26 protein-coding genes are annotated in these 25220 nt (G+C 71.6%); 7 read left to right on the top strand and 19 right to left on the bottom strand.

Annotation, left to right across the window (positions count from 1 at the left end; all coding sequences use genetic code 11):
• Positions 1–33 precede the first annotated feature (33 nt).
• Both AC5L3C_RS25855 and AC5L3C_RS25850 read right to left on the bottom strand, forming a co-directional pair.
• Positions 34–2112, bottom strand: coding sequence for an MMPL family transporter (locus tag AC5L3C_RS25855; protein WP_493651165.1), 2079 nt, complete (start codon positions 2110–2112; stop codon positions 34–36).
• 193 nt (positions 2113–2305) lie between these two features.
• Positions 2306–2881 (bottom strand): TetR family transcriptional regulator, encoded by a 576-nt coding sequence (locus tag AC5L3C_RS25850; protein ID WP_125506587.1) that lies wholly within the window; start codon positions 2879–2881, stop codon positions 2306–2308.
• A 141-nt stretch (positions 2882–3022) separates the two neighbouring features.
• Here AC5L3C_RS25850 and AC5L3C_RS25845 point away from each other — a divergent pair, with 141 nt between their 5' ends.
• Both AC5L3C_RS25845 and AC5L3C_RS25840 read left to right on the top strand, forming a co-directional pair.
• On the top strand, positions 3023–3946 hold the full coding sequence (locus AC5L3C_RS25845; RefSeq protein ID WP_493651163.1) for an SDR family oxidoreductase: 924 nt from the start codon (positions 3023–3025) through the stop codon (positions 3944–3946).
• Positions 3947–4056: 110 nt separating this feature from the next.
• Entirely contained in the window at positions 4057–5049 is a 993-nt protein-coding gene (locus AC5L3C_RS25840; protein WP_493651161.1) for an alpha/beta hydrolase, read from the top strand.
• A gap of 33 nt (positions 5050–5082) precedes the next feature.
• Here AC5L3C_RS25840 and AC5L3C_RS25835 read toward each other — a convergent pair whose 3' ends face one another.
• Entirely contained in the window at positions 5083–5787 is a 705-nt protein-coding gene (locus AC5L3C_RS25835) for a TerB family tellurite resistance protein (RefSeq protein ID WP_125506584.1), read from the bottom strand.
• Positions 5788–5973: 186 nt separating this feature from the next.
• Positions 5974–7695 (bottom strand): 2-isopropylmalate synthase, encoded by a 1722-nt coding sequence (gene leuA / locus AC5L3C_RS25830; protein ID WP_493651159.1) that lies wholly within the window; start codon positions 7693–7695, stop codon positions 5974–5976.
• 328 nt (positions 7696–8023) lie between these two features.
• Here leuA and AC5L3C_RS25825 point away from each other — a divergent pair, with 328 nt between their 5' ends.
• From AC5L3C_RS25825 to AC5L3C_RS25815, 3 genes are read left to right on the top strand one after another with little or no spacing between them, the layout of a single operon-like run.
• The gene (locus AC5L3C_RS25825; protein WP_493651157.1) at positions 8024–9094 is read left to right on the top strand and encodes a M4 family metallopeptidase; all 1071 of its coding nucleotides are present in this window, start codon (positions 8024–8026) and stop codon (positions 9092–9094) included.
• A 21-nt stretch (positions 9095–9115) separates the two neighbouring features.
• The gene (locus tag AC5L3C_RS25820; RefSeq protein ID WP_493651155.1) at positions 9116–9382 is read left to right on the top strand and encodes a protealysin inhibitor emfourin; all 267 of its coding nucleotides are present in this window, start codon (positions 9116–9118) and stop codon (positions 9380–9382) included.
• Positions 9383–9440: 58 nt separating this feature from the next.
• Complete coding sequence (locus AC5L3C_RS25815) at positions 9441–10751, top strand: GH1 family beta-glucosidase (RefSeq protein WP_493651153.1); 1311 nt, start codon at positions 9441–9443, stop codon at positions 10749–10751.
• Positions 10752–11489: 738 nt separating this feature from the next.
• On the opposite strand, the gene era is transcribed toward AC5L3C_RS25815, so the two are convergent.
• The 5 genes from era to AC5L3C_RS25790 all read right to left on the bottom strand — a co-directional run bounded on the left by era (position 11490) and on the right by AC5L3C_RS25790 (position 14882).
• Entirely contained in the window at positions 11490–12443 is a 954-nt protein-coding gene (era, locus tag AC5L3C_RS25810; protein ID WP_493651151.1) for a GTPase Era, read from the bottom strand.
• A 108-nt stretch (positions 12444–12551) separates the two neighbouring features.
• Positions 12552–13031 (bottom strand): hypothetical protein, encoded by a 480-nt coding sequence (locus tag AC5L3C_RS25805; protein WP_493651149.1) that lies wholly within the window; start codon positions 13029–13031, stop codon positions 12552–12554.
• 177 nt (positions 13032–13208) lie between these two features.
• A complete protein-coding gene (locus tag AC5L3C_RS25800) occupies positions 13209–13562 on the bottom strand; it encodes a cytidine deaminase (protein ID WP_493651148.1) in 354 nt (117 codons plus the stop codon).
• 27 nt (positions 13563–13589) lie between these two features.
• Positions 13590–13955 carry a DUF397 domain-containing protein gene (locus AC5L3C_RS25795; RefSeq protein WP_493651146.1) on the bottom strand — a complete coding sequence of 122 codons (366 nt, stop codon included), beginning with the start codon at positions 13953–13955 and terminating at the stop codon, positions 13590–13592.
• 27 nt (positions 13956–13982) lie between these two features.
• A complete protein-coding gene (locus AC5L3C_RS25790; protein ID WP_493651144.1) occupies positions 13983–14882 on the bottom strand; it encodes a helix-turn-helix domain-containing protein in 900 nt (299 codons plus the stop codon).
• A 431-nt stretch (positions 14883–15313) separates the two neighbouring features.
• Here AC5L3C_RS25790 and AC5L3C_RS25785 point away from each other — a divergent pair, with 431 nt between their 5' ends.
• Complete coding sequence (locus AC5L3C_RS25785; RefSeq protein WP_493651142.1) at positions 15314–15466, top strand: hypothetical protein; 153 nt, start codon at positions 15314–15316, stop codon at positions 15464–15466.
• A gap of 200 nt (positions 15467–15666) precedes the next feature.
• On the opposite strand, the gene AC5L3C_RS25780 is transcribed toward AC5L3C_RS25785, so the two are convergent.
• The 8 genes from AC5L3C_RS25780 to AC5L3C_RS25745 form a co-directional block, all read right to left on the bottom strand.
• Positions 15667–16026 carry an MmcQ/YjbR family DNA-binding protein gene (locus tag AC5L3C_RS25780; protein WP_493651140.1) on the bottom strand — a complete coding sequence of 120 codons (360 nt, stop codon included), beginning with the start codon at positions 16024–16026 and terminating at the stop codon, positions 15667–15669.
• A complete protein-coding gene (locus AC5L3C_RS25775; protein ID WP_493651138.1) occupies positions 16023–17333 on the bottom strand; it encodes a hemolysin family protein in 1311 nt (436 codons plus the stop codon). The genes AC5L3C_RS25780 and AC5L3C_RS25775 overlap by 4 nt, the downstream gene beginning before the upstream one ends.
• Complete coding sequence (ybeY, locus tag AC5L3C_RS25770; RefSeq protein WP_125506575.1) at positions 17330–17827, bottom strand: rRNA maturation RNase YbeY; 498 nt, start codon at positions 17825–17827, stop codon at positions 17330–17332. Before ybeY ends, AC5L3C_RS25775 begins: the two co-directional genes overlap by 4 nt.
• Positions 17828–17839: 12 nt before the next feature.
• Positions 17840–18910: a PhoH family protein gene (locus AC5L3C_RS25765; RefSeq protein ID WP_493651135.1), complete on the bottom strand. Its 1071-nt coding sequence runs from the start codon at positions 18908–18910 to the stop codon at positions 17840–17842.
• 152 nt (positions 18911–19062) lie between these two features.
• Positions 19063–19206 (bottom strand): hypothetical protein, encoded by a 144-nt coding sequence (locus AC5L3C_RS25760; protein ID WP_493651134.1) that lies wholly within the window; start codon positions 19204–19206, stop codon positions 19063–19065.
• Between the two features lie 8 nt (positions 19207–19214).
• Complete coding sequence (locus AC5L3C_RS25755) at positions 19215–20336, bottom strand: carbohydrate kinase family protein (RefSeq protein ID WP_125506573.1); 1122 nt, start codon at positions 20334–20336, stop codon at positions 19215–19217.
• Positions 20337–20429: 93 nt separating this feature from the next.
• Entirely contained in the window at positions 20430–21743 is a 1314-nt protein-coding gene (locus tag AC5L3C_RS25750; RefSeq protein WP_493651132.1) for a glucarate dehydratase family protein, read from the bottom strand.
• On the bottom strand, positions 21740–22636 hold the full coding sequence (locus tag AC5L3C_RS25745; RefSeq protein WP_493654025.1) for a 5-dehydro-4-deoxyglucarate dehydratase: 897 nt from the start codon (positions 22634–22636) through the stop codon (positions 21740–21742). Before AC5L3C_RS25745 ends, AC5L3C_RS25750 begins: the two co-directional genes overlap by 4 nt.
• Before the next feature lie 177 nt (positions 22637–22813).
• Here AC5L3C_RS25745 and AC5L3C_RS25740 point away from each other — a divergent pair, with 177 nt between their 5' ends.
• Positions 22814–23608 carry an IclR family transcriptional regulator gene (locus AC5L3C_RS25740; protein WP_493651131.1) on the top strand — a complete coding sequence of 265 codons (795 nt, stop codon included), beginning with the start codon at positions 22814–22816 and terminating at the stop codon, positions 23606–23608.
• 310 nt (positions 23609–23918) lie between these two features.
• Here AC5L3C_RS25740 and AC5L3C_RS25735 read toward each other — a convergent pair whose 3' ends face one another.
• Positions 23919–24824, bottom strand: coding sequence for a ribonuclease Z (locus AC5L3C_RS25735; protein WP_493651129.1), 906 nt, complete (start codon positions 24822–24824; stop codon positions 23919–23921).
• 6 nt (positions 24825–24830) lie between these two features.
• The gene (locus AC5L3C_RS25730) at positions 24831–25184 is read right to left on the bottom strand and encodes a histidine triad nucleotide-binding protein (protein ID WP_493651127.1); all 354 of its coding nucleotides are present in this window, start codon (positions 25182–25184) and stop codon (positions 24831–24833) included.
• Positions 25185–25220: the final 36 nt, after the last annotated feature.

The following is a 25220-nucleotide window of genomic DNA, read 5'->3' as shown; positions in this document are numbered from 1 at the left end:
GGAGGGAGGGGCGCCCGGTTCGCGTGCGGGCTGTTACACCGGTTCCGGCTGCCGGGCGGGCGGGGCCGGCTCCGGGGTGCGGGAGAGCCTGCCGGGCCACCACAGCCGCCGACGCAGCAGCACGCTCGCCGTGGTGACGAGGTAGGTCCGCACGAGGAAGGTGTCGAGGAGGACGCCGACCGCGATGACGAAGCCGAGTTCCACCAGCGGCACCAGGGGCAGCGTGGTGAGCACGGCGAACGTGGCGGCGAGGACGACGCCCGCGGAGGCGATCACGCCGCCCGTGGTGCGCAGGGCGGTGAGCGCGGCGTCCTCGGGCTCGGCGCCGTTCAGGGACTCCTCGCGCATGCGGTGCAGGAGGAAGATGCCGTAGTCGACGCCCAGGGCGACCAGGAACACGAAGGACAGCAGCCCGAGTCCGGGGTCGGTGCCGGCGAAGCCGAACAGCGGCTCGAAGACCAGCCCGCCGATGCCGAGGGCGGCGCCCCAGACGGCGGCCACGGCGCCGAGCAGCAGCAGCGGCGCGACGAGGCTGCGCAGCAGCGCCACGAGGATGACGAACACGGCGGCGAGCACCAGCGGCACGATCACCTTGCGGTCGCGTGCCTCGCTGTCGGCGAGGTCGATCTGCTGGGCGCTGGGGCCGCCGACGTAGGCGCCGTGGTCGTCGAGCGCCTCGCGCAGGGCCTCGATGGTGCGGGTCTCGCCCGGTGACTCGGGGGCGGCGGTGGCGAACACGGTGATCTCGGTCCAGCCGTCGCCGCTGCGTCCGGCGGCGGCGTCCGCGACCCCCTCCGTGGCGCGGGCCTCGGCCAGGACCGCCTCGGCCCGGTCGGCCGGCGCCATCACGGTGAGCGGCTGGGAGCTGCGCTCGGGGTACTCCTCGGCGAGGGTCCGCATCGCGGAGATGGACTCGGGGCGTTCGGTGAAGGAGTCCTCCTGCTTGAGGTCGCCGCCGAGGTTGAGGGTGCCGAGGGCGAGCGCGCCGAGGAGTACGGCGCCGCCCGCGAGGACGGTGGCGGGGCGCCGTGCGGCCGAGGTGCCCATGGCGGCGAACAGTGACCGGCGCGCCTTGGGCGTGCTGCCGAAGGCGGGGATCAGCGGCCAGAAGACGCGGCGGCCGAGCAGTACGAGGACCGCGGGCAGCAGGGTCGTCATGGCGACGAGCGCGGCGAGCACCCCGATCATGCCGACCGGGCCCATGCCCCGGCTGCTGTTGAGGTCGGCGGCGAGCAGGCAGAGCAGTCCGGCGGCGACGGTGCCGGAGGAGGCGAGGATCGCCGGTCCGCTGCCGCGCAGGGCGGCGCGCATGGCGTCGTACGGCCGTTCGTGGCGGCGCAGTTCCTCACGGTAGCGGGAGACGAGCAGCAGGGCGTAGTCGGTGCCGGCGCCGAGCACGAGGACGGTCATGATGCCGCCGCTCTGGCCGGTGATGGTGACGTCGAACAGCTCGTGCAGCCCGTACCCGGCGGCCATCGCCACGGCGGCCGCGACGCCCGCGACGGCGAGCGGCACCAGCCACAGGAACGGGCTGCGGTAGATCAGCACGAGCAGCACGGTGACGACGCCGAGGGTGGCCATCAGCAGGGTGCCGTCGATGGTCTCGAACACCTTGCCCATGTCGGTGTTGAGCGCGCCGGGCCCGCCGACCTCGACGCTCAGCCCGCCGCCCCCGTCGGCGATCTCGCGCACCCCGTCGACGAACGCGTCCCTGGCCTCCTCGTCCTGCCCCGGCTCGGTGCTGGAGACCGGGTACATGAGGGTGCTGCCGTCCTCGGAGTCGATGCCCCGCGGCCGCTGGGAGAGCTCGAAGCCGCTCTCCACCTCGGCGACCTGCCCGGCGGCCACCTCCCGGTCACCGGCGGTCAGCCCGCCCTCCCGGTGGTACACCAGCACCAGATCGGTGGACTCACCCCCGGGCAACTCGTCCTGGATCCGGGCCACCTGCGTCGAATCGGCACTGTCGGGCAGATAGTCCACCGCCCGGTTCTGCTGCACCTCGCCGAACTTCCCGGCCAGCGGCCCGACCAGCACGAGCGCGGCCAGCCACAGCCCGACCACCGCCCACGGCACGACCCGCCGCCGCCCGGCACCTGTACTTCCGGCCCCCATGAGACGGCCTCCCCTCCCACTCCGATATCCGAAAACGCCCTCCCAGCCTCCCGTCGAGGAGAGCCCCGGACGTCGGGCGCAAGGGCGAGTTGGGGGGTACTGCGGGGGGCGGCCCGGGGGCGGCGGTACTCCCGCGGGAGTATCAGGGGACCGTCTCAGTGGGGCCCGGCAGCGACCGCCTGCCCCGTCTCGATCAAACGTGTCCGGCGGGCGCGGTGAGGTGCCTGACGGTGTCCAGGGTGTCCCGGATGTGCTGGGCGAGGGTGTGCCGGCCGGGGTGGTCGACCCAGCGTTCGAAGGCGACCTTGAACGCGGCGATCCCGATGTCCGCGGCGAGTGCTGCGGTGGTGGCCTCCAGACCGCGTTCACGCAGCGCCTGGGTGAGCGTGGAGGCGAGTGCGGCGAGTTTGGCCAGTTCGCGTTCCTGGAGTCCGGGGTTGGCGGCGATGACGGTCTGGCGTTGCCGTACCAGGTCCTCGCGTTCTTCGTAGACGGGAACGGCTTCGATCAGGGCGCGGGTGACCACCTCGAGCGGCGGGAGCGGGACGGGGGCGGCGGCCGTGGCGTCCGCGAGGACGGTGGGGAGGGGGCTGTCGCTGGGGAAGAGGACTTCCCGTTTGTCGGCGAAGTGCCGGTAGAAGGTCCGTTCGGTCAGCCCGGCGCGGCCGGCGATCTCCGCGACGGTGGTGGCGTCGAAGCCCTGGTCGTTGTAGAGCTCCAGCGCCGCTTTCTCCAGGCGGCCTCGTGCGTCGGGTTTCCATCGGCTCATGCTCCGACCCTACCCCCGCGATGACAGACTCTGACGTCAAAGTGATGACAGGGACTGACATCGCAGGTACGGTGATGTCACGAACTGACATCAGTGCCCTCCGCCCCCGGGTGGGGAGCCTGCAGCAGGAAGGCGCACATCATGCGCGTATTCGTCACCGGAGCCTCCGGACACGTCGGCTCCGCCGTCGTCCCCGAACTTCTCGAAGCGGGACACCAGGTCGTCGGCCTGGCCCGCTCGGACAAGTCCGCCGCCGCGTTGACGGCTGCCGGTGCCGAGGTGCACCGAGGCGACCTCGACGATCCCGACGGCCTCGCCGCGGCCGCCGCCGCGGCCGACGGCGTCATCCACCTGGCCTTCAAGCACGACGCCATGTTCGCCGGCGACTTCGACGGCGCGGTCGCAGCCGATCTGCGCGCCATCGACGCCCTCGGGGACGCGCTCGCCGGCACAGGCAAGCCTCTGGTGGCCACGTCGGGAACCGTGCTGTTCGCCTTCGCGGGGCTGAAGGACACCCTCACCGAGGACTTCGCGCTCGACGCGGGCCCGCGGATCGACGCCGAGAACGCGGTGGTCGCACTCGCCGAACGCGGCATCCGCTCGTCCGTCGTCCGGCTCACCCCGACCGTGCACAGCGCGCTCGACCACAACGGCTTCATCCCGACCTTCATCTCCATCGCCCGGTCGAAGGGCGTCGCCGCCTACGTCGGCGACGGGGCCAACCGCTGGTCCGCCGTCCACACGCTCGACGCGGCACGCCTGTACCGGCTGGCGCTGGAATCCGCGCCGGCGGGGTCACGGCTGCACGCCGTCGGCGACCAGGGGATCACCTTCCGGGAGATCACCGAGGGCATCGGCCGCGGGCTGGACCTGCCCGTGGTCAGCATCCCGCCGACCGAGACCGAGGCCCACTTCGGCTTCCTGAGCGCCCACGCCCAGGCCGACAACCCGTCCTCGAGCAAGCTGACCCAGGACCTCCTCGGCTGGAAGCCCGTCCGGCCCGGCCTCCTCGACGACCTCGCCCAGGGGCACTACTTCGACGCCCCGGCCACCACCACCCACTGAACGCACCCCGGCCCGCTCTCCAAGACCTGGAGTGCGCGCCGCCTCGCCGCACCGACGGCCTCACCACCCTCCCGCGCCTCGACGCAGACCCCACCCTCGAAGGAAGAGCCATGCCCCGCTCCCGACCCGCGATCGACAGCGAACTGGCCGCAGCACTCCAGGCCATGCCGATCGGCCCGAACGGCATCTTCGACCTGACCGACATCCCCGCCACCCGCCAGGCCGTCCGCGCGCTCGCCGAATCCGTCGCCGGCACCGTCCCTGACGAGCCCACCGTCGCCACCCACGAGATCCAGGTGCCGCGCGCCGAAGGCCCCGACGTCCCGATCCTCCTGCTGCGTCCCCGGAACCCGACCGGGCCGTTGCCGGTCCTCCTGTGGTTCCACGGCGGTGGGCAGGTGCTCGGCTTCGCCGCGCAGGACGCCCCCTGGCTCAAGCCGCTGTCCGCGGCGCTCGGCTGCGCCATCGCGCTCGTCGACTACCGCCTGGCCCCGGAGACTCCCGCGCCCGGCGCCGCCGAGGACGGATACACCGCCTACCGGTGGATCAGCGACAACGCCGCCGATCTCGGCCTCGACCCCGCCCGGATCGGCCTGGCCGGCCAGAGCGGAGGCGGCGGCATCGCCGCCACCAGCGCCCTTCTGATCCGCGACCGCGGCGCGGAAACCCCCCTGTTCCAGCTGCTGATGTACCCGATGCTCGACGACCGCAACACGACCGAGTCGAGCCGGGAGATCACCGACATCGGCATCTGGGACCGCTCGACCAACATCCTGGCCTGGCGGACCGTCCTCGGCGACCGCACCGGCACCGAAGACGTCACGCCCTACCACGCCGCCTCCAGGGCAACCGACCTCGCCGGCCTGCCCCCGACCTTCATCGGCGTCGGCGAACTCGACGTCTTCCGCGACGAGAACCTCGACTACGCCGCGCGCCTGCGCGCCCACGGCGTCCCCGTCGAACTGCACCTCTACCCCGGCGCCTACCACGCCTTCGACCTGTTCGCCCCGCGGTCCCACCTCGCGACGAGCTTCCACCGCGCCCTGAACGACTACCTCGTCCGGCACTTCACCAAAGCCCCGGCAACGCCGACCGCTTCGTGACGTGTCCTCACCCGCGCCCGGGCCCGGCTCCGGTCAGGACGGGGTGCGGGCCGCTGCTGCCAGGAGTCGGGTGATGTCGTCGGAGCAGATGGTGAGGGCCGCGCCGACCGTGGCGAGGGCGTCGCGTTCGGCGGGGGTGTAGGGGCCGTCGGCGAGGGCGATGCGGGCGCCCTGGAGGAGGATGGACTCGCGGCCGGGGCCGGCGAGGTGGGGGGCGAGGGGGTCGAGGGCCTCGTGGAGTTCGATGGCCAGGCCCGCGGCGCACGGTTCGCCGGTGAAGCGGCCGGTGTCCGCCTCCAGGGCCTCGACGAGCGCGGCCAGCTGCTCCTCCGTGCAGTCGTCGAAGCCGGCCGCGCGCACCCCGACGGCGGCCGTCTCCAGGGAGGCGCGGGAGCCGGTGCCGCCCGCGGTGAGGACCGCGAGGGCGACGGTGTGGACGGCGTCGCGCAGCATCGCGGAGAAGCGGGTGGTGGTGGGATGGTCCAGGACGTCGGTGCCGAAGTGTCGGCGGCAGGCGGCGCACTCGACGGTCGGCGCGGACGCGCCGCGCGGCAGCACGGGCACGCCGAGCAGGGTGAAGCGGCGCCGTCCGGCGAGCCGCTGGTAGTTGCGGTCGCCGCCGCAGCCGGGACAGAAGAACTCCCCGTCGCCGACGGCAGTCCACGCGGTGCGGGTGCCCATCAGTCGCGACAGTCCGACAGCGGCGGCACGGCCGTTGGGTCCCCGTTCTGGCAGCACGTCGCACCTCCATCAACGTCACAGCACCATCGCCGCGCTTGCGTGATGTTAGCCACATCATTGAGGCTGAGTCAGTACCCCGGACGAGACCTTTCCGTGACCTGCACACTCATTGGCCGGTAAACGACGGGGCTCCGCCCGCCGAAATCGGCGGGCGGAGCCCCTCAAACCCCACGAAACGGCTGTTCAGCGCGACGCGCGGTTGACGGCCGAGACGACCGCCTTCAGCGAGGCCCGCGTGGTGTTCGCGTCGATTCCGATCCCCCACAGAACCTTGTCGCCGATCGCGCACTCGATGTACGAGGCGGCCTGCGCGGAGGCGCCCTCGCTCATGGTGTGCTCCTGGTAGTCCAGCAGGCGTACGTCGATGCCGACGCCCCCCAGCGCGTGGAAGAAGGCCGAGATCGGACCGTTGCCGCTGCCGACCAGGGTGGTCTCCTCGCCGTCGATGGTGGCCTCGACCGTCAGGGTGTCCACGCCGTCGCGGTCGGTGGTGGACTGGCCCGCGGCGACCTGGATACGGCCCCAGGGGTTGTCCGGGTTGGGCAGGTACTCGTCCCGGAAGACCGCCCAGATGTCGGCCGGCGTGATCTCGCCGCCCTCGGCGTCCGTCTTCGCCTGGATGATCTTGGAGAACTCGATCTGCATCCGGCGCGGCAGTTCCAGCTTGTGGTCGTTCTTCAGGACGTAGGCGATGCCGCCCTTGCCGGACTGCGAGTTGACACGGATGACGGCCTCGTAGGAGCGGCCGACGTCCTTGGGGTCGATCGGCAGGTACGGCACCGCCCACTCGATGTCGTCGACGGTGACGCCCCTGGCCTTGGCGTCCGCCTCCATCGCGTCGAAGCCCTTCTTGATGGCGTCCTGGTGGGAGCCGGAGAAGGACGTGTAGACCAGGTCGCCCACGTACGGGTGGCGCGGGTGGACCTCCATCTGGTTGCAGTACTCCCACGTACGGCGGATCTCGTCGATGTCGGAGAAGTCGATCTGCGGGTCGACGCCCTGGGAGAACAGGTTCATGCCCAGGGTGACCAGGTCGACGTTGCCGGTGCGCTCGCCCTGCCCGAACAGACAGCCCTCGACGCGGTCGGCGCCGGCCATCAGCGCCAGCTCGGCGGCGGCGACGGCGGTGCCGCGGTCGTTGTGCGGGTGGACGGACAGGCAGACGTACTCGCGGCGGGACAGGTTGCGGCCCATCCACTCGAAGCGGTCGGCGTGCGTGGAGGGCGTGGAGCGCTCGACGGTGGCGGGCAGGTTGAGGATGATCTCGCGGCCCGGTCCGGGCTGGTAGACGTCCATCACCGCCTCGCAGACCTCCAGCGCGAAGTCCAGCTCGGTGTCGGTGAAGATCTCGGGGCTGTACTGGTAGCCGAACTCCGTCTCGTCGCCCAGCAGTTTCTCGGCGTACTCCATGACCAGCCGGGTGCCGTCGACGGCGATCTGCTTGATGTCGTCCCTGGAGCCGCGGAAGACCACGCGGCGGAAGACGGGCGCGGTGGCGTTGTACAGGTGCACGGTGGCGCGCTTGGCGCCCTTCAGGGACTCCACCGTCCGCTCGATCAGGTCCTCACGGGCCTGGGTCAGTACGGAGATGGTGACGTCGTCCGGGATGGCGCCGGGCTCCTCGATGATGGAGCGTACGAAGTCGAAGTCGGTCTGGCCGGAGGCGGGGAAGCCGACCTCGATCTCCTTGTAGCCCATCTTGACCAGCAGGTCGAACATCGCGCGCTTGCGGACGGGCGACATGGGGTCGATCAGGGCCTGGTTGCCGTCGCGCAGGTCGGTGGAGAGCCAGCGGGGGGCGGTGGTGATCCGCTTCTCCGGCCAGGTGCGGTCGGGGATGTCGACCTGCTCGTAACGGCCGTACTTCTGGATCGGCATGGAACTGGGCTGCTGGCGGTTTGCCATGGTGCGTGGGCTCCTCGGGGGTCCGCGGGGTGTCCTGATGGACGGCCGACGGCGCAGCGCCGAACTCCGCGGGGAGGGGGTCGGCCTCTACTGCGGACCCTCACCGCGGCAGCTAAGGAGAAGCAGCCCGAAACGCATGATGCTCCGCAGCTTAACCGAGACGACCACCGTGCGAGGGTCCGTATCAGTATGCGGGACCGGAGGGACGAAGGGGACCAAAAGTGCCGTATACCACTTGCTGTGCGTCCCGGGGGGCGGGTGGTTCCGGATTTCACCAATCATGATAGCGGGGGGTGACATGTCAGTGACGCAGTGCGATGGTTCCGGCATGACCACCAACGGGGGCATCGAGCCCGTCTTCTGCACCATCGTCCCGCCGCACGTCCTCGACCGGCTCGCGCAGGCCGAGGACCCCGTGCTGCACGGCCCCGCCCGCCGGACCCTGCGGCGCGACGCCTACGAGCGCACCCAGCGACGGCTCACCACGGTCGTCGGCGCGCCGGCCGTCGCGACCCTCGCCGAGGTGCAGCCCGGCACACCGCGCCGCACGGTGTACGACGCCCGGCACGGCACCGACCTGCCCGGGCACACGGTGCGCGGCGAGGGCGACGAGCCCGGCCAGGACGCCACCGTCAACCGCGCCTACGCCGGTCTCGGCGCCACGTTCGAGCTGTTCCTGACGGCGTACGGCCGGGACTCGATCGACGGCAGCGGACTGCCGATGGACGCGACCGTGCACTACGACGAGGACTACAACAACGCCTTCTGGAACGGCGAGCAGATGGTCTTCGGCGACGGGGACGGCGAGATCTTCCTCGACTTCACCGTCTCCGTCGACATCATCGGCCACGAACTCGCCCACGGCGTCACGCAGTACACCGCGAACCTGGACTACTTCGGCCAGTCCGGCGCGCTCAACGAGTCGGTGTCGGACGTCTTCGGCGCGCTCATCAAGCAGTACACGCTGGGCCAGACCGCCGACGAGGCCGACTGGCTGATCGGGGCCGGCCTGCTCGCCCCGCGCGTCACCGGCACGGCGCTGCGCTCCATGAAGGAGCCGGGCACGGCGTACGACGACGACGTGCTCGGCAAGGACCCGCAGCCCGCGACGATGGACGACTACGTCCGCACCGGCCGCGACAACGGCGGCGTGCACATCAACTCCGGCATCCCCAACCACGCCTTCTACCTGGCGGCCACCACGCTCGGCGGGCATGCCTGGGAGCGGGCCGGACAGGTCTGGTACGACGTGCTGACGGGCGGCGAGCTGGATCAGAACGCGCAGTTCACGGACTTCGCCACGCTCACCCTGAAAGCGGCGCGCGCCCGGTACGGGGAGGGCGAGGAGCTCCAGGCGGTGACGAAGGCGTGGGAGCGGGTGGGGGTGCGGACGCTGTAGTTCCGTACTAGACACGGACCCATGCGTATTCAGGTGCGGCGCACGGGCGGGTTCGCGGGGATCGAGCGGCGGGCCGAGGTGGACACCTCGGGGCGGCCCGACGCCGACGAGTGGCGCGCCCTGGCCGAGGCGGCCCTCGCCGCCGGCCGGGGCACCCCGCCCGCGGGGGTGCCGGACGGCTTCAGCTACCGGATCACGGTGGACGGAAGGTCGGTGTACTGCGCGGACCCCCGGCTGACCCCCGAGCAGCGCCGGCTGATCGGCCGCGTACTGAAGGAAGGCGCATAACGCCCGTGCGGCGCGATGGCGTTGACTTCCCTCCTGGTCGGTGCGGATGATCCGGGCCATGGCGACGACGAACCCGATGCCCCGCTTCCCGGACGGCTTCCTGTGGGGTGTGTCGACCTCGGCGCACCAGATCGAGGGGGCGGCGGACGAGCGCGAGCCCTCCGTGTGGGACGAGTTCGAGGCGGAACCCGGGCGGGTGCGGGACGGCTCGACGGCGGCGGTCGCCTGCGACCACGTCCACCGGCACGCCGAGGACGTGGCGCTGCTGGCCGGGCTGGGGGTGGACGCGTACCGCTTCTCGATCTCGTGGCCGAGAGTGCTGGTCAAGGGGGGCCTGGACTTCTACGACCGGCTGGTCGACGACCTGTGCGCGGCGGGCGTGCGGCCGGTGCCGACGCTGTTCCACTGGGATCTGCCGGCCCGTTTCGACTGGCTGGAGCGGGACACGGCGGAGCGGTTCGCGCAGTACGTGTCCGAGGTCGCGGAGCGGCTGGGCGACCGGGTGCGGAAGTGGATCACGCTCAACGAGCCGGCCGAGCACACGCTGCTGGGGCATGCGCTGGGCGTGCACGCGCCCGGCCGGGCGCTGCTCCTGGACGCGCTGCCGGTGGCCCATCACCAGTTGCTCGCGCACGGTCTTGCGGTACGGGCGCTGCGGGCGGCGGGCGCGGACGACATCGGGATCGCCAACTCCCACGCGCCGACCTGGCCGGCGTCCCAGGACGAGGCGGACGTGGCGGCGGCGGACTTCTACGACGCGCTGGTGAACCGGATGTTCGCCGACCCGCTGCTGCTGGGCCGCTACCCGGAGGGCATCGGCGAGCTGATGCCGGGCGACGTGGAGGCGGACCTGACGGTCATCGCCGAGCCGCTGGACTGGTACGGAATCAACTACTACGCGCCGACGCGGGTGGGCGCGCCGCAGGGCACGGAGGTCGACTTCGGCGGTGTCCGGATGCCGGCCGAACTGCCCTTCTCGGTACGGCGGATCGAGGGCCGCCCGGAGACGGACTTCGGCTGGCCGGTGGTCCCGGAGGCGCTGACGGAGGTCCTCACCTCCTTCCGCGCCCGCTACGGCGACCGCCTCCCGCCGGTGGTCGTCACCGAGAACGGCTGCGCGTACGACGGCCGGGACGACCGGGACCGGGTCGCCTTCCTCGACGCCCACATCCGCGCGCTGCACCGGGCGATGGAGTCGGGTGTGGACGTACGCGGCTACTTCGTGTGGTCCCTGCTGGACAACTTCGAGTGGGCCGAGGGCTACGCCCGCCGCTTCGGCCTGGTCCACGTCGACTACCCCACCCGGACCCGCACCCCGAAAACGTCCTACGGCTGGTACCGGGAACTCCTGCGCGAGCAGCACCGCTGACCGGCTGCCGCCGGGGCGAGCGTTCCGCCGTGTCCCTCCGGCGCACCCTCCCGGGCGCCCGCCGGAGAGCCCCGAGCCACGACAGCCTCCCGAATCCTGCTGCCCGCCCTCGACAACCATCGCGGACCCCCGCCGCACCGGACCTGCGGCTCCCGCCCCGCAGCGGCCATACCCAGCCCCGAACCCCCCGCGGTACGCAACCCCAGCAGCGTTGCCCGCCCTCGGCGGCCAGCCGGCAGCCCCGACCGCACCGGACCTGCGGCTCCCGCCGCGCAGCGGCCATTCCCAGGGCCCCCCGAACCGCTCGCGCTACGCGACACCGACGGCGCCGGCCCCTCGCCAACCAGCCGCGGACCCCGGCCGCACCGGACCTGCGGCTGCCGCCTCCCAGCGGCCATACCCAGCCCCGAACCCCCCGCGGTACGCAACCCCAGCAGCGATGCCCGCCCTCGGCGGCCAGCCGGCAGCCCCGACCGCACCGGGCATGCAGCTCCCGCCCCGCAGCGGGCATTCCCAGGGCCCCCCGAACCGCTCGCGCTACGCGACACCGACGGCGCCGGCCCCTCGCCAACCAGCCGCGGACCCCCGCCGCACCGGACCTGCGATTGCCGCCCCGCAGCGGCCATACCCAGCCCCGAACCCCCCGCGGTACGCGACGCCGACGGCGCCGGCCCGTTCTCGGCAGTCAGCGGGGTCCGGGCCGGACAGGGGGTCGCCGCCGCCCAGCGGGGCGGGGCGTCAGAAGCCCAGGCGGCGGAGTTGTTTCGGGTCGCGTTGCCAGTCCTTGGCGACCTTGACGTGGAGGTCGAGGAAGACGGGGGTGCCGAGGAGGGCCTCGATCTGTTTGCGGGACTTGATGCCCACGTCCTTCAGGCGCTTGCCCTTGGGGCCGATGACGATGCCCTTCTGGCTGGGGCGCTCGATGAACAGGTTGGCGTGGATGTCGAGCAGGGGCTTGTCGGCGGGGCGGTCCTCGCGCGGGAGCATCTCCTCGACGACCACGGCGATGGAGTGCGGCAGCTCGTCGCGGACGCCCTCCAGCGCGGCCTCGCGGATCAGCTCCGCCACCATGACCTGCTCGGGCTCGTCGGTGAGGTCACCCTCGGGGTAGAGGGCGGGGCCCTCCGGCATCAAGGGGATGAGGAGGTCGGCCAGCAGATCGACCTGCTGGTTCGCCGTGGCGGAGACCGGGATGATCTCGGCCCAGACGATGCCCAGCTCCTGGCCCAGCCGGTCCACGGCGATCAGCTGTTCGGCCAGCGTCTTGCCGTCCACCAGGTCGGTCTTGGTGACGATGGCGATCTTCGGGGTCTTCTTGATACCGGCCAGTTCCTTGGCGATGAAGCGGTCGCCGGGGCCGATCTTCTCGTTCGCGGGGAGGCAGAACCCGATCGCGTCGACCTCCGCCCACGTGGTGCGCACCACGTCGTTCAGCCGCTCGCCGAGCAGCGTGCGCGGCTTGTGCAGCCCGGGGGTGTCCACCAGGATCAGCTGCGCGTCCGGCCGGTGCACGATGCCGCGCACGGTGTGCCGGGTGGTCTGGGGCCGGTTGGAGGTGATCGCCACCTTCTGCCCGACCAGAGCGTTCGTGAGGGTGGACTTGCCCGCGTTGGGACGGCCCACGAAGCAGGCGAAACCGGCCCGGTGGACGGCTTCGGCCGGCTGCTCGGATGACTGGGTACGAACACTCATGGCGCCCATTCTCCCTGATGCGGGAGGGCCCGCCGTACCACCGTCCGGAACGGGCCGGGCGGGGGCTCCCGTGCGGGCCCCCGCCCGGCCGTGCGTCCGCCCGGCGGATCAGTCGAAGACGAACGGTCCGGGCGACTGCGGCGCGGTCGCCGTGCAGGTGATGGTGATGAAGCCGAACGCGGTCACCTTCAGCGTCCCGCCGAACGCCTCGAGGCTGTCGCCGGAGGCCACGGTCCCGGAGAGCGGACCGACCTCGAGCGCGTCACCGGTCGACATGGCCGGGTTCTTGGTGCCCTTGAAGACGCTGGTGCCGCCGCCGGCCTTCACCATGGTCAGCTCCGAGACCAGCGAGTCCTTGCTGATCGACAGGGGCGCGGTGACCGCGGTGGTGTTGATGGTGATGGTGGCGGACGTGCCGCTCTGGGTGGCCGTGAGGGTGGCGTCGCCGCCGCCCCAGCTGCCGCAGTCGGCGTTGACCGTCGCCGACCCGGGGGCGACGGCCGCGGCGCTGGGGGCGAACACGAGCCCGCAGACCGCCAGCGCACCGGCAGCCAGGGACACGCCTGTTCCGAATCGCTTGCCTCTCATGGGATCCGGCTCCCTTTCCGTGTGGGGGGAACTCCGTGGGGGGAATTCTGTCGGGGGAACTGTTCGATTCCGTTCGGAGGAACTGCGGTTCTATTGATGCGCGGGAGGCAGTGCGCGACAAGGTTGAAATCTGGCCTATTTACCGGCGGTAACAGGGCACGGTTCGGCCACGCCGGATCAGCCCGCGCTGACCGTCTCCCGGACCGTTCCGTCGGGGCCCGCCACCAGCACCGGAGTCCCGGCCCCGCCGAGGTCCCGTACGGCGGCCACGTCCTCGGCCGGCACCGAGCCCGCATCCGTCACCACGGCTGCCGCCTCCAGCGACGTCGCACCCGACGCCACGGCCATCGCCACCGCCGTCCGCAGGGCGCTCAGCCGCAGCGAGTCCAGGGCCACGGTGCCCGCGACATACGTCCGCCCGGTCTCGTCCCGCACGGCGGCCCCCTCGGGCACACCGTTACGGGCCCGCGCGGAACGGGCCAGGGTGACGATCTTGCGGTCCTCGGGGTCGAGGTCGGTGTTCTCGGTCATGGGAGGAGCATAGGAAAGCGGGTGACGTCAGATGTGAGGGCGCCCCGGTTCGGGCTGCTCCGGGCCCGCGGACAGGTCGGCGACACAGCGGAGGAAGGAGGTCCAGGCGGCTGGTGCGACACCGACGACGCCGTCGTACCTCCGCTTGGAGTCACGGACGAGGACCTCACGGCCGGTGTACGCGACTTCCACGCAGGTCGACGCGGTATTCCCACTGGCTCTGCTCTTGCGCCATGCCCATGACCCGCTCAACCCTCGACCTCCACCCCGGTTGCGGACGGTCCAGCCGGGGTGCCCCCGTACAGCTGTCGCGGGGACACGCAGCAGCTTCCCCAGAATACCGCCGTGTCCTCCGTGGACAGGCACGACAATCCCGCCAACTTGCTCAGCCATGCGGCAAGTTGGCGGGCGAGCAGTCACTCAGGCGGGATCCAGCTGCAGCAGCCCCTCCAGTTCGTCCCCTCCCTCACCCACACGCTCCGCGAGGCGGCGGAGGACCACATCCACTCCGTCCTTGAGCGCCAGATCCTCAAGAGCCCAGAACCGCTCCAGATAGCGCCTGATCTCCTCCGAGGACTCCTGGTGGTAGGAGACACCGCGGGAGTCCTCGATGAAGAGAGCGTCCTCCATCTCCTCGGCCTGGAACTCGAACAGGGTGAAGGGCCCCTGGATACCGGGGTGGGCGCCGACACTGAACGGGAGGATCTGGACGGTGACGTGGTCGAGCAGGGACAGATCCGCCAAGTGCTCCAGCTGTGCCCGCATCACGCCCCTGCCTCCGGTCACCCGGCGCACCACGGATTCGTCCAGGACGAAGAAGAACTGACGTCCGTCGGCCCCCTCCAGCAGATCCTGCCGCGCAAGCCGCGCCTCCACGCCGCGATCGATGGCCTCGTCCGACGCGCTCTTGTCGAACGCGTGCATCACCGCACGCATGTACTCCTCGGTCTGCAGGAGTCCGGGGATGACGAGCGAGTTGTACTGCCGGTTGATCCAGGCGGCCGACTCGAGCGCGAGGAACTGCAGGAAGTCCTTGCTGTACAGATCCCGGTACTCGGCGAACGGCATCCGCCGGCTCCCCCGGGCCATATCCAGCAACTCCTCGAGCTTGCGCCGGTCCGTGATCCCGTACGCGGCGGCGAGCGGACGCAGGTCGTTGACCGAGATGCCCACCTCTCCCGCTTCGATGCGGATGACTTTGGACGGACTCCACTCCATCCGGTCGGCGACCTCACGCTGCGTCAGCCCGATGGCCACGCGGGCCTTGCGGAGTTCGCTGCGCAACCGCAGGCGTAGCAATGCCGCACTCGTCACGACCATGTTTGCTCACCTCCCCATCGGATCCAGCAATGCGCAACATAGCAGGTGTACATATGCCTCATCGATACCTTTCGAAAAGGACGCGCCGGAACGGCTGCCATACGTCGCCCCAGGGGAGAGGACTACCACAGTCAGTGGGAGCCTGCACTTCGACTTGAGTCAATCTGCTACCTGGCATATGGGATGGTCCCTTTTAGATGTCACACAAAGCAGAGTCGCAACAAGCACTGTCCAATCCGCACCCTTCGGGTTACGCTGTCCAGCGTACCGCTTGTCGAACCGCCCATGTCGGCAAGGGAGTTGATCAGCCATCAGCGCGCTCAGCGGACACCGTGCGTACACGTCGAGGCCGTTGCCCCTCCTCCTGACAGCGCCCGTTCGCGGTTCGCCGAGCCTCGGCGACGGACGGAGCCGAGAGGAGCCGATCACCGATGCCGGACCGTCAGGAGGAACAGGAAGGAGAGCGCCGCCCGGAGCGAGTCGCACGCACCTGGGGTAAGCGGGTGGCCCCGGCCCTCCCGCTGATCAACCTCTTCATCGCGATACACAAGATCGTCGACGAGTGGGTTCTGCCCTGGATGTGACAGCAGTCAGCCCCGACCTGAAGGGCCGGGGCCGAGAGCGGCGGACGCCGTAGGAAGACGCTGCCGTTCCGAGTTTCCCTGGCAGGCGGCCCGGAGCGGTGGCGTCAGCGAACCGTGCACCCATTCTGCCGCCGGCCACCCGGCATGGCGAGGGGCCGGTCAGGCCAATTCGGTGTGCGCCGGGGGGACGCCCGCGTACGTCACGCCCGGTCGAGGCGGAGGCGTTCGGCGCGTGGGAGGCCGGCCACGACCAGGTCGTAGGAGTCCTCCACCAGTTCCCTGACCAGGCGGTCGGGGAGGGAGCCGTCCGCCGTGACGGTGTTCCAGTGCCGCTTGTTCATGTGGTAGCCGGGGACGATCAGACCCGGGTGCTCGGCGCGCAGCCGGACCGCGTCCTCGGGGTCGCACTTGAGGTTCACCGTCAGCGGCCGCCGGTCCAGGGTGGACAGCGCGAACAGCTTGCCCCCGACCTTGAAGACCGAGGTCTCCGGGTTGAAGGGGAAGTCCTCCACGGCCGCGTTGAAGGACAGGCACAGCGTGCGCAGTCGTGCCGGGGTCACTCCGTCCCCGCCTCCTCCTCCGCGGGCGGCTCCACGGGGCCCACCGGCTCGACCAGCACGGTCACGATCTTGTTCCGGCGGCCGGCCGCGGCCTCCGCGGTCAGCCGCAGCGTGCGCGAGTCGGGGAGCTCGACCAGGGACGAGGCGCCCGCGATCGGCACCCGGCCGAGCTGTTTGGCGAGCAGTCCGCCGACCGTCTCCACGTCCTCGTCGTCGAACTCCTCCAGCCCGTACAGCTCGCCGAGGTCGGTGATGTCGAGGCGGGCGGTGACCCGGTAGCGGTCGTCGCCGAGCTCCTCCACGGGCGGCAGCTCACGGTCGTACTCGTCGGTGATCTCGCCGACGATCTCCTCGAGGATGTCCTCGATGGTGACGACGCCGGCGGTGCCGCCGTACTCGTCGACGGCGACGGCGACGTGGTTGCGTTCCTTCTGCATCTCGCGCAGCAGGTCGCCGGCGTTCTTGGTGTCGGGCACGAAGAACGCCGGGCGCATCGCCGTGGACACCAGGTCGTTCTCGGCGTCCCGGTTGATGTGCGTCTTGCGGGCCAGGTCCTTGAGGTAGACGATCCCGACGATGTCGTCCTCGCTCTCGCCGGTCACCGGTATGCGGGAGAAACCGGAGCGCAGGGCGAGCGTGAGGGCCTGCCGGATGGTCTTGTACCGCTCGATGACCACCAGGTCGGTGCGGGGCACCATGACCTCGCGCACCAGCGTGTCGCCGAGCTCGAAGACCGAGTGCACCATGCGGCGCTCCTCGTCCTCGATCAGCGACTCCGCCTCCGCGAGGTCCACCATCGCGCGCAGCTCCGCCTCGGAGGCGAAGGGCCCGCGCCGGAAGCCCTTGCCCGGGGTGAGCGCGTTGCCGATGAGGATCAGCAGCGACGGGATCGGACCCATCACCCGCGCCAGCGGCAGCAGGACGTACGCGGCGGCCGTGGCGGTGTTGAGGGGGTGCTGGCGGCCGATGGTGCGCGGGGAGACCCCGACGGCGACGTACGACACCAGGACCATGATCGCGATGGCGATCAGCAGGGCCTCGGCGGTCCGGTCGAACTCCCCGAGACAGCCGTAGGTGATCAGCGACGCGGCGGCCATCTCGCAGACGACGCGGACCAGCAGCGCGACGTTGAGATAGCGGGTCGGGTCCGCGGCGATCTGCGCGAGCTTGTCGCTGCCCCGGCGGCCGGACCGTACGGCCTCCTCGGCGCGGAAGCTGGAGACACGCGCGATGCCCGCTTCCGCGCAGGCGGCCAGCCAGGCGACCACCACCAGGGCGATCGCGCCGAGCACGAGGGTCGGACTCATGACACGGTGGGGGCCGGGGAGGGGCCGGTGAGGCCCTTCTCCGCACGCCAGCCGTCCACGATGGCGGCCTGCAGGCCGAACATCTCGGCCTTCTCGTCCGGTTCCTCGTGGTCGTAGCCGAGCAGGTGCAGTACACCGTGGACGGTGAGCAGCTGGAGCTCCTCGTCCATGGTGTGCCGCGTCTCCGCCTCCGCGCCCTGCTTCGCGGCGACCTCGGGGCAGAGCACGATGTCGCCGAGCAGCCCCTGCGGGGGCTCGTCGTCGTCCTTGGACGGGGGCCGCAGCTCGTCCATCGGGAACGACATGACGTCCGTCGGGCCGGGCAGGTCCATCCACTGGATGTGCAGCTGCTCCATGGCACCGGCGTCCACCACGATCACCGAGAGCTCGGAGAGCGGGTGGATGCGCATCCTGGCGAGCGCGTAGCGGGCGATGTCGAGGATCGCCTGCTCGTCGACCTCGGTTCCGGACTCGTTGTTGACGTCGATCGACATCTGGTGCTCGGTCTACTTCCCCTTGTGCCCGGACGTGCCCCGGCCGCCCTTGTGGGTGCCGTTCCGCGTGCCGTGCTGGCTGTCGTACTGCTCGTACGCGTCGACGATACGGCCCACCAGCTTGTGCCGGACGACATCGTGCGACGACAGCCGGGAGAAGTGCACGTCCTCCACGCCCTCCAGGATGTCCTGCACCTGCCGCAGACCCGACTTGGTGCCGTCGGGCAGGTCGACCTGGGTGACGTCACCCGTGATCACTATCTTCGAGTCGAAGCCCAGGCGGGTGAGGAACATCTTCATCTGTTCGGGGCTGGTGTTCTGGGCCTCGTCGAGAATGATGAAGGCGTCGTTGAGCGTGCGGCCGCGCATGTACGCAAGCGGCGCGACCTCGATCGTCCCGGCCGCCATCAGACGGGGGATGGAGTCGGGGTCGAGCATGTCGTGCAGCGCGTCGTACAGCGGGCGCAGATACGGGTCGATCTTCTCGTAGAGCGTGCCCGGCAGGAAGCCGAGGCGCTCGCCCGCCTCGACCGCGGGCCGGGTCAGGATGATGCGGTTGACCTGCTTGGACTGCAGGGCCTGCACCGCCTTGGCCATGGCGAGATAGGTCTTGCCGGTGCCCGCCGGGCCGATGCCGAAGACGATGGTGTGCTTGTCGATCGCGTCCACGTAGCGCTTCTGGTTGAGCGTCTTGGGGCGGATCGTGCGGCCGCGGGAGGACAGGATGTTCTGCGTGAGCACCTGGGCCGGGGTCTCCTCGCCCTCGCCCTCCCCGTCCCCGCTCGCCTTGAGCATGGCGATCGAGCGTTCCACTGCGTCCTCCGTCATCGGCTGCCCGGTGCGGAGCACCAGCATCATCTCGTCGAACACGCGCGAAATGAGAGCGACTTCCGTGGCGTCGCCCACCGCGCTGATCTCATTGCCCCGGACATGGATGTCGGCCCCCGGGAAAGCCTTCTCGATCACGCGCAGGAGGGAGTCTCCGGACCCCAGCACGGTCACCATGGGGTGCTGGGCGGGGACGGTGAACTGCACTCTCGCCTGTCCCTGCGCGGCGGTGCGATCTGTGGGTGTCTGAGTCATGGGCCGGCTCTGAAGGCCTGCGGATCCTCCTCTTCACGGCCGCGCAGCTGTGGGCGGCCTCGCCTTTCCCAGGGTACGACGGAGGGGTGGCAACTCCGTAGGCCTTTTCGCACGGGCGCCCCCCGTGGCACCCGCGCGGCGCACCCGTCTCCTCAGGCCGACCGGCCGAACCCGATGGTCGGCACCGCCCGCCGCACCCGGCGCCACCACGCGCCGAGCTCCGTCCACCCCGGCGCCGACAGCGAGCCCCCGAACTCCTGCACGGACAGCGCCCCCGTGGCACCCGCGCGGCGCACCCGTCTCCTCAGGCCGACCGGCCGAACCCGATGGTCGGCACCGCCCGCCGCAGCGGCCACGGCCGCCCCAGCTCCCCCGACACCAGCCCCGCCAGGAAGGCGTAGCGGCGCAGCGCCGACGGCTCCTGCCCCTCGACCGACCGCACCCGGCGCCACCACGCGCCGAGCTCCGTCCACCCCGGCGCCGACAGCGAGCCCCCGAACTCCTGCACGGACAGCGCCGCCGTGAGCCCCGCGAAGGCGAGCCGGTCGGCCAGCGGCCACCCGGCCAGCGTCCCCGTCACGAACCCGGCGACGAACACGTCCCCCGCCCCCGTGGGATCCAGCGCCTCGACCTCGATGGCCGGCACCGAGGCCGTCTCCCCCGTGCGCCGGTCCACCGCGTACGCGCCCTCCGCCCCCAGGGTGACGACCGCGACCGGCACATGGTCGGTGAGGGCGTGGGCGGCCGCGCGCGGGCTGTCCGTGCGCGTGTAGCGCATCGCCTCCTCCGCGTTGGGCAGGAACGCCTCGCAGTGCCGCAGGTCGGGCAGCCGGTCCAGGTCCCACGCCCCGCTGTCGTCCCAGCCGACGTCGCCGAAGATCCGCGCCCCCTTGCGGGCGGCCTGGGCGATCCAGGGCGCGCTGCGGCCGGGCGTGAGGGACGCGACGGCGGCACGCGCGCGGGGCGGGCAGTCGGGCGCGGGCTCCTCCGGGGGCGGCTCGTGACCGTGGGAGACCATGGTGCGCTCGCCCTCGTAGGCCATGGAGACGGTGACGGGCGAGTGCCAGCCGGGGACGGTGCGCGACAGGGAGAGGTCGATGCCCTCGCCCTGCTCCAGCGCGTCCCAGCAGTATTCGCCGTAGTGGTCGTCGCCGAAGGCCGCCGCGAGGGAGGTACGCAGGCCGAGGCGGGCCAGGGCGGTGGCCATGTTGGCGACACCGCCGGGGCTCGACCCCATCCCGCGCGCCCAGGACTCGGTCCCGCGCACCGGGGCGGAGTCGAGCCCGGTGAAGACGATGTCGAGGAAGACGGTGCCGGTGAGATAGACGTCCCAGGGCGGGTCGTCCGGTGTGCGCAGGGCGGCGAGGGGATCGAGCGGGCACGAGCGGTCCGGACCCTTGACGCGTGCCTTCCCGGTGGACCCCATCACGGTGCTCCCTGACATGGTGCGGATCAGGCCAGTGTGCACCACCGCACCGGCATCGTGACGCCCGTCACTCCCGACCCGCCCGTCGGGGGATCACCAGCGCGGCACCGACGGCGGGGTCCAGTCCGGGTCGGCGATCTTCATGGCGGCCGCGTCGTCGCGGTCCCGCAGCGAGCCGTCGTCGTCGAGCCACCGCTGGTGGAGGGCGGCGAGCCGGTCGCGGTCGAGCTCGACGCCGAGGCCGGGGGCGTCAGAGACCCGCACGGTGCCGCCCTCGAAGGTGACGCGCTCGGTGAGCACGTCCTCCGACTGCCAGGGGTAGTGGGAGTCGCAGGCGTGGTGCAGGTTGGGCACGGTCGCCGCCACCTGGGTCATCGCGGCCAGGCTGATGCCCAGGTGGGTGTTGGAGTGCATGGAGACGCCGACGCCGAAGGTGCGGCAGATCGCGGCGAGCTGCTGGGTGTTGCGCAGCCCGCCCCAGTAGTGGTGGTCGGAGAGCACGACCTGGACGGCGTCCTTGACGAAGGCCTCCTTGATCTCGGCGAACGTCGTCACGCACATGTTGGTGGCGAGCGGCACCGGTGTCCCGGCGGCGACCTCGGCCATGCTGGGGGTGCCGAGGGTGGGGTCCTCCAGGTATTCGAGGACGTCCCCGAGTTCCTCGGCGACCTTCAGCGACGTCTCGACCGACCAGGCGCCGTTGGGGTCCAGGCGCAGCGGGTGCCCGGGGAACGCGGCGGCGAGGGCGCGTACGGCCGCGATCTCCTCGTCCGGCGGGAAGACACCGCCCTTGAGCTTGAACGACGTGAACCCGTACCGCTCCTTGAACCGGCGGGCCTGCTCGACGACGCCGGCCGGGTCGACGGCGGCGCCCCAGTCGTCCTTCTCGGCCGCCACGCCCTCCGGGTGGTCCGCCCACCTGTAGAAGAGGTACGCGCTGAACTCGACGGCGTCGCGCACCTTGCCGCCGAGCAGCGTGTGCACGGGCAGGCCGAGGCTCTTGCCGACGGCGTCCAGGCAGGCGACCTCGAGCGCGGAGAGCACGGACAGGCGCAGCTTGTCGGCGGTCTGCACGCCGCGCAGCCCGCCCACGTCCACCTGGCCGGAGACCCGGGCCTCGTCGACGGCCACCTCGTCGGCCTCCACGTAGAGCCGGTTCAGGTCGTCGGCCCGGTGGCCGACCAGCCGGTCGGCGAGGGGGCGGGCCAGCTCCAGGTACTTGGAGTCGCCGTAGGTCTCGCCCAGCCCGGTGGTCCCGTCGGCGGTCACCACCTCGACGATCAGCCGGGGCGTGTACGGCTGGTGGACGCCCTGGGTGTTCAGCAGCGGCGGGTCGGCGACGAGGATCGGGGTGAGGCGGACTTCGGTGACGGTCAGATCGCCGGAGCGGGAGGTCGGCGTGGTCACAGGGCGGCTCCTACGAGGTCGAGTCCGGTGGTGAGCAGGGCCTTGAGGTCGGCGAGGTCGCGGTCGGCGGGGTCGGTGAGCGGGGCGCGCACGGGGCCGACGCGGTGTCCGCGCAGCCGGGCCGCGGCCTTCACCAGGGACACCGCGTAGCCGGGGGTGCGGTCGCGCAGTTCGACGAAGGGGACGTAGAAGCCGCGCAGCAGCTTGTCCAGGGTGCCCTCGTCGCCGTCGCGCAGGGCGGCGAAGAAGGCGTTGGCGATCTCGGGGGCGAAGGCGTGCACGGCGGAGGAGTAGGCGGGGACGCCGACGGTGGCGTAGGCGCGGGCCTGGATCTCGGCGGTGGCGGCGCCGTTGAAGAACAGGAAGTCCTCGGGGGCGGCGAGGGTGAGGCGCTGCATCCGGTCGAGGTCGCTGTGGCCGTCCTTGAGCCCGATGACGTTCGGCAGGGCGGCGATCCGCTTGAGCGAGTCGGCGGTGTAGGCGACCTGGCCGCGCTGGTAGGTGACGAGCGGCAGGCGGGTGCGGGCGGAGATCGCGGCCAGCTGGGCGACGAGGCCCTCCTGCGGGGCGGCGACCAGGTAGTGCGGCAGTACGAGGAGGGCGTCGGCGCCGGCCTCCTCCGCGATCCGCGCGAACCGCGTGGCCTGCGCCCAGCCGTAGCCGACGCCGGCGACGACCGGGATCCGGCCCGCGGCCTCCTCGACGGTGATGGTGACGACCTGCCGGTACTCGTCCTCGTCCAAGGAGAAGAACTCCCCGGTGCCGCAGGCGGGGAAGACGGCGCCGGGCGCGGTGGCGATCCGCTGCGCCACATAGGCGCGGAAACCGTCCGGGTCCAGGGAGCCGTCGTCGTGGAAGGCCGTGAGCGGGAAGGACAACACCCCGTTCGCCATGCCGTCCTCCAGGCGTCTCGCCACGGAGGCCCTGTCCGTCGTATCGGTATCGGGGCTCACCCTCGCTCATCTCCCTATGTAGATGGCATCCATGTATAGAAATGCAGGCTACGTACGCGAACGAGGGCGCGTCAATGGTCCGGTCGCCGCCTCCTCCCGCCGGACTACCATCGGCGCATGCCGGAGACAGGGTCCGCCGCAGGGGGCGTGCGCGAGGTGAAGTCCGCCGCGCGCACCGTGGAGCTGCTCGAACTGCTCGCCGCGCGGGGTGACCGCCCGGCCCGCCTCCAGGAGCTCGCGGACGCCCTGGAGGTGCCCCGCAGCTCGATGTACGCGCTGCTCCAGACCCTGGTCTCGCGCGGCTGGGTCCGCACGGACGTCACCGGCTCGCTGTACGGCATCGGCATCCACGCGCTGCTCACCGGCACCGCCTACCTCGACTCGGACCCGCGTGTGCGGGCCGTACGGCCGTATCTCGACGAGGCGTCCGAGGCGCTGGGCGAGACGATCCACATGGGGCGCCTGGACGGATACGACGTGGCGTATCTCGCGACGCGCGAGTCCCACGAGTACCTGCGGACCATCAGCCGGGTCGGACGGCGGCTGCCGGCCCACATGGGCGCGCTCGGCAAGGCCCTGCTGGCGGAGCGGCCGGACGAGGAGCTGCCCGAGGGCCCCTACGACGCGGCGACCCCGCGCACCCACACGTCACGCGAGGCGCTGGCGGCGGATCTGGCGGGGGTGCGGGAGCGTGGCTACTCGGTGGACCGCGAGGAGGGGCTGCCCGGCATCGTCGGCTTCGGCTTCGCCCTGCGGTACGACACACCGGCGCAGGATGCGATCAGCTGCTCGGTGCCGGTGTCGCGGCTGACGCCGGAGCGGGAGGAACGGATCGTCACCGTCATGCGCGAAACCCGCACCAAGATCGAAACCACACCCCCACCCACCAACGGCTCCGTCCACTGGCGCTGACCCCGCCCCGCACACGCACCCCCACACCGGGCCCCACGAACACCCCGCGATCCGCGGGCCCGCCCCTGCGCCGGGCTGCGCGAACACGGGCCCGGGCGCCCCGCCCCGCGATCCGCGGGCAGGATGGCGCCACAAGCGCCGGGCTACGCGAACACGGACCCGGGCACCCCGCCCCGCGATCCGCGTCGCCGCCGCGATCCGCGGGGCGCGACGGCACCCCGCCGGCGCCGGGCTGCCACACACCGCGATCCGCGGGCAGTCGTGCCTCCCCCAGTGCCTTAAAGGCCTGGGAGGTGCCCCCAGCTCCGCGTCAGCGGCGTTTGGGGAGGGCTACGCGTTGCAGGTCGTGGGCTACCGTCAGCTCGCCCGAGTAGCCCGCCGCCCGCGCCTGGCGCGAGAACTCCTCCGGGTCGGAGTAGCGCTGGCTGAAGTGGGTGAGGACAAGGTGCCGTACCCCCGCGTCCCGCGCGACCCCCGCCGCCTGCCCCGCCGTCAGGTGGCCGAACTCCTCCGCGAGTTCCTTCTCCTCGTCGAGGAACGTCGACTCGATCACCAGCATGTCGCACCCCTCCGCCAGCGCATACACCCCCTCACACAGCCGCGTGTCCATGACGAACGCGAACCGCTGCCCGCGCCGCACCTCGCTGACCTCCTCCAGCGCAACCCCCCGCAGGGAGCCCTCGCGCTGGATCCGCCCGACGTCCGGCCCCGAGATGCCGCGCGCCGTGAGCCGCTCGGGCAGCATGCGCCGGCCGTCCGGCTCGACGAACCGGTACCCGTACGCCTCGACGGGATGGGACAGCTTCCGCGCCTCCAGCGTGTAGCCGGGCGTACGGGCGACCACCCCGTCCGCGTCGACAGGCGCCTCCACCAGCGCGACCGTCTCGCGGTAGGCGGTCGCGTACCGCAGCCGGTCGAAGAAGCGCTGCCCGGAACGGGGGTAGTGCGCGGTGATCCCGTGCGGCACCTTGTCGAGGTTGACGCGCTGGATCACCCCGGCGAGCCCGAGGCTGTGGTCGCCGTGGAAGTGGGTGACGCAGATCCGGTTCAGGTCGTGCGCCGCGACCCCGGCGCGCAGCATCTGCCGCTGGGTGCCCTCGCCGGGGTCGAACAGGATGCCCTCGCCGTCCCAGCGCAGCAGGTAGCCGTTGTGGTTGCGGTGCCGGGTGGGAACCTGGCTGGCGGTGCCGAGCACCACCAGTTCACGCACGGACAAGGCGGGTTATCCGGGGGGCCATTCGAGACCGCGGCCGCCCAGCACATGGGCGTGCGCGTGCCACACGGTCTGGCCGGCCCCGCTGCCGGTGTTGAAGACGATCCGGTAGCTCTCCAGCTTTTCCTCGTCCGCGACGGCCTGTGCCTCCCGCAGCACGTCCGCGGCGATCCGAGGCGCTTCGGCGGCGAGGGCGGCGGCGTCCCGGTGGTGCTCCTTGGGGATCACCAGCACATGCGTGGGCGCCTGGGGATTGATGTCCCGGAACGCGAGGGTCGTCTCCGTCTCCCGCACGATCGTCGCGGGGATGGTCCCGCCGACGACCTTGCAGAACAGGCAGTCGTCCTGAGGTTCCCCAGCCATGCACCCTCCTCGAGCCGCCGATCACCTTCGAGCATC

Source organism: Streptomyces speibonae (genome assembly GCF_984686075.1).
This window is presented reverse-complemented; position numbering and strand designations above follow the sequence as displayed.

Excerpts from the sequence above, each read along its gene's own strand:
- AC5L3C_RS25855 (WP_493651165.1), bottom strand. The coding sequence starts at position 2,112 with ATGGGGGCCGGAAGTACAGGTGCCGGGCGGCGGCGGGTCGTGCCGTGG.
- AC5L3C_RS25850 (WP_125506587.1), bottom strand. The coding sequence starts at position 2,881 with ATGAGCCGATGGAAACCCGACGCACGAGGCCGCCTGGAGAAAGCGGCG.
- AC5L3C_RS25845 (WP_493651163.1), top strand. The coding sequence starts at position 3,023 with ATGCGCGTATTCGTCACCGGAGCCTCCGGACACGTCGGCTCCGCCGTC.
- AC5L3C_RS25840 (WP_493651161.1), top strand. The coding sequence starts at position 4,057 with ATGCCCCGCTCCCGACCCGCGATCGACAGCGAACTGGCCGCAGCACTC.
- leuA (WP_493651159.1), bottom strand. The coding sequence starts at position 7,695 with ATGGCAAACCGCCAGCAGCCCAGTTCCATGCCGATCCAGAAGTACGGC.
- AC5L3C_RS25825 (WP_493651157.1), top strand. The coding sequence starts at position 8,024 with ATGACCACCAACGGGGGCATCGAGCCCGTCTTCTGCACCATCGTCCCG.
- AC5L3C_RS25820 (WP_493651155.1), top strand. The coding sequence starts at position 9,116 with ATGCGTATTCAGGTGCGGCGCACGGGCGGGTTCGCGGGGATCGAGCGG.
- AC5L3C_RS25815 (WP_493651153.1), top strand. The coding sequence starts at position 9,441 with ATGGCGACGACGAACCCGATGCCCCGCTTCCCGGACGGCTTCCTGTGG.
- era (WP_493651151.1), bottom strand. The coding sequence starts at position 12,443 with ATGAGTGTTCGTACCCAGTCATCCGAGCAGCCGGCCGAAGCCGTCCAC.
- AC5L3C_RS25805 (WP_493651149.1), bottom strand. The coding sequence starts at position 13,031 with ATGAGAGGCAAGCGATTCGGAACAGGCGTGTCCCTGGCTGCCGGTGCG.
- AC5L3C_RS25800 (WP_493651148.1), bottom strand. The coding sequence starts at position 13,562 with ATGACCGAGAACACCGACCTCGACCCCGAGGACCGCAAGATCGTCACC.
- AC5L3C_RS25795 (WP_493651146.1), bottom strand. The coding sequence starts at position 13,955 with ATGGCTGAGCAAGTTGGCGGGATTGTCGTGCCTGTCCACGGAGGACAC.
- AC5L3C_RS25790 (WP_493651144.1), bottom strand. The coding sequence starts at position 14,882 with ATGGTCGTGACGAGTGCGGCATTGCTACGCCTGCGGTTGCGCAGCGAA.
- AC5L3C_RS25785 (WP_493651142.1), top strand. The coding sequence starts at position 15,314 with ATGCCGGACCGTCAGGAGGAACAGGAAGGAGAGCGCCGCCCGGAGCGA.
- AC5L3C_RS25775 (WP_493651138.1), bottom strand. The coding sequence starts at position 17,333 with ATGAGTCCGACCCTCGTGCTCGGCGCGATCGCCCTGGTGGTGGTCGCC.
- ybeY (WP_125506575.1), bottom strand. The coding sequence starts at position 17,827 with ATGTCGATCGACGTCAACAACGAGTCCGGAACCGAGGTCGACGAGCAG.
- AC5L3C_RS25765 (WP_493651135.1), bottom strand. The coding sequence starts at position 18,910 with ATGACTCAGACACCCACAGATCGCACCGCCGCGCAGGGACAGGCGAGA.
- AC5L3C_RS25755 (WP_125506573.1), bottom strand. The coding sequence starts at position 20,336 with ATGGGGTCCACCGGGAAGGCACGCGTCAAGGGTCCGGACCGCTCGTGC.
- AC5L3C_RS25745 (WP_493654025.1), bottom strand. The coding sequence starts at position 22,636 with ATGGCGAACGGGGTGTTGTCCTTCCCGCTCACGGCCTTCCACGACGAC.
- AC5L3C_RS25740 (WP_493651131.1), top strand. The coding sequence starts at position 22,814 with ATGCCGGAGACAGGGTCCGCCGCAGGGGGCGTGCGCGAGGTGAAGTCC.
- AC5L3C_RS25730 (WP_493651127.1), bottom strand. The coding sequence starts at position 25,184 with ATGGCTGGGGAACCTCAGGACGACTGCCTGTTCTGCAAGGTCGTCGGC.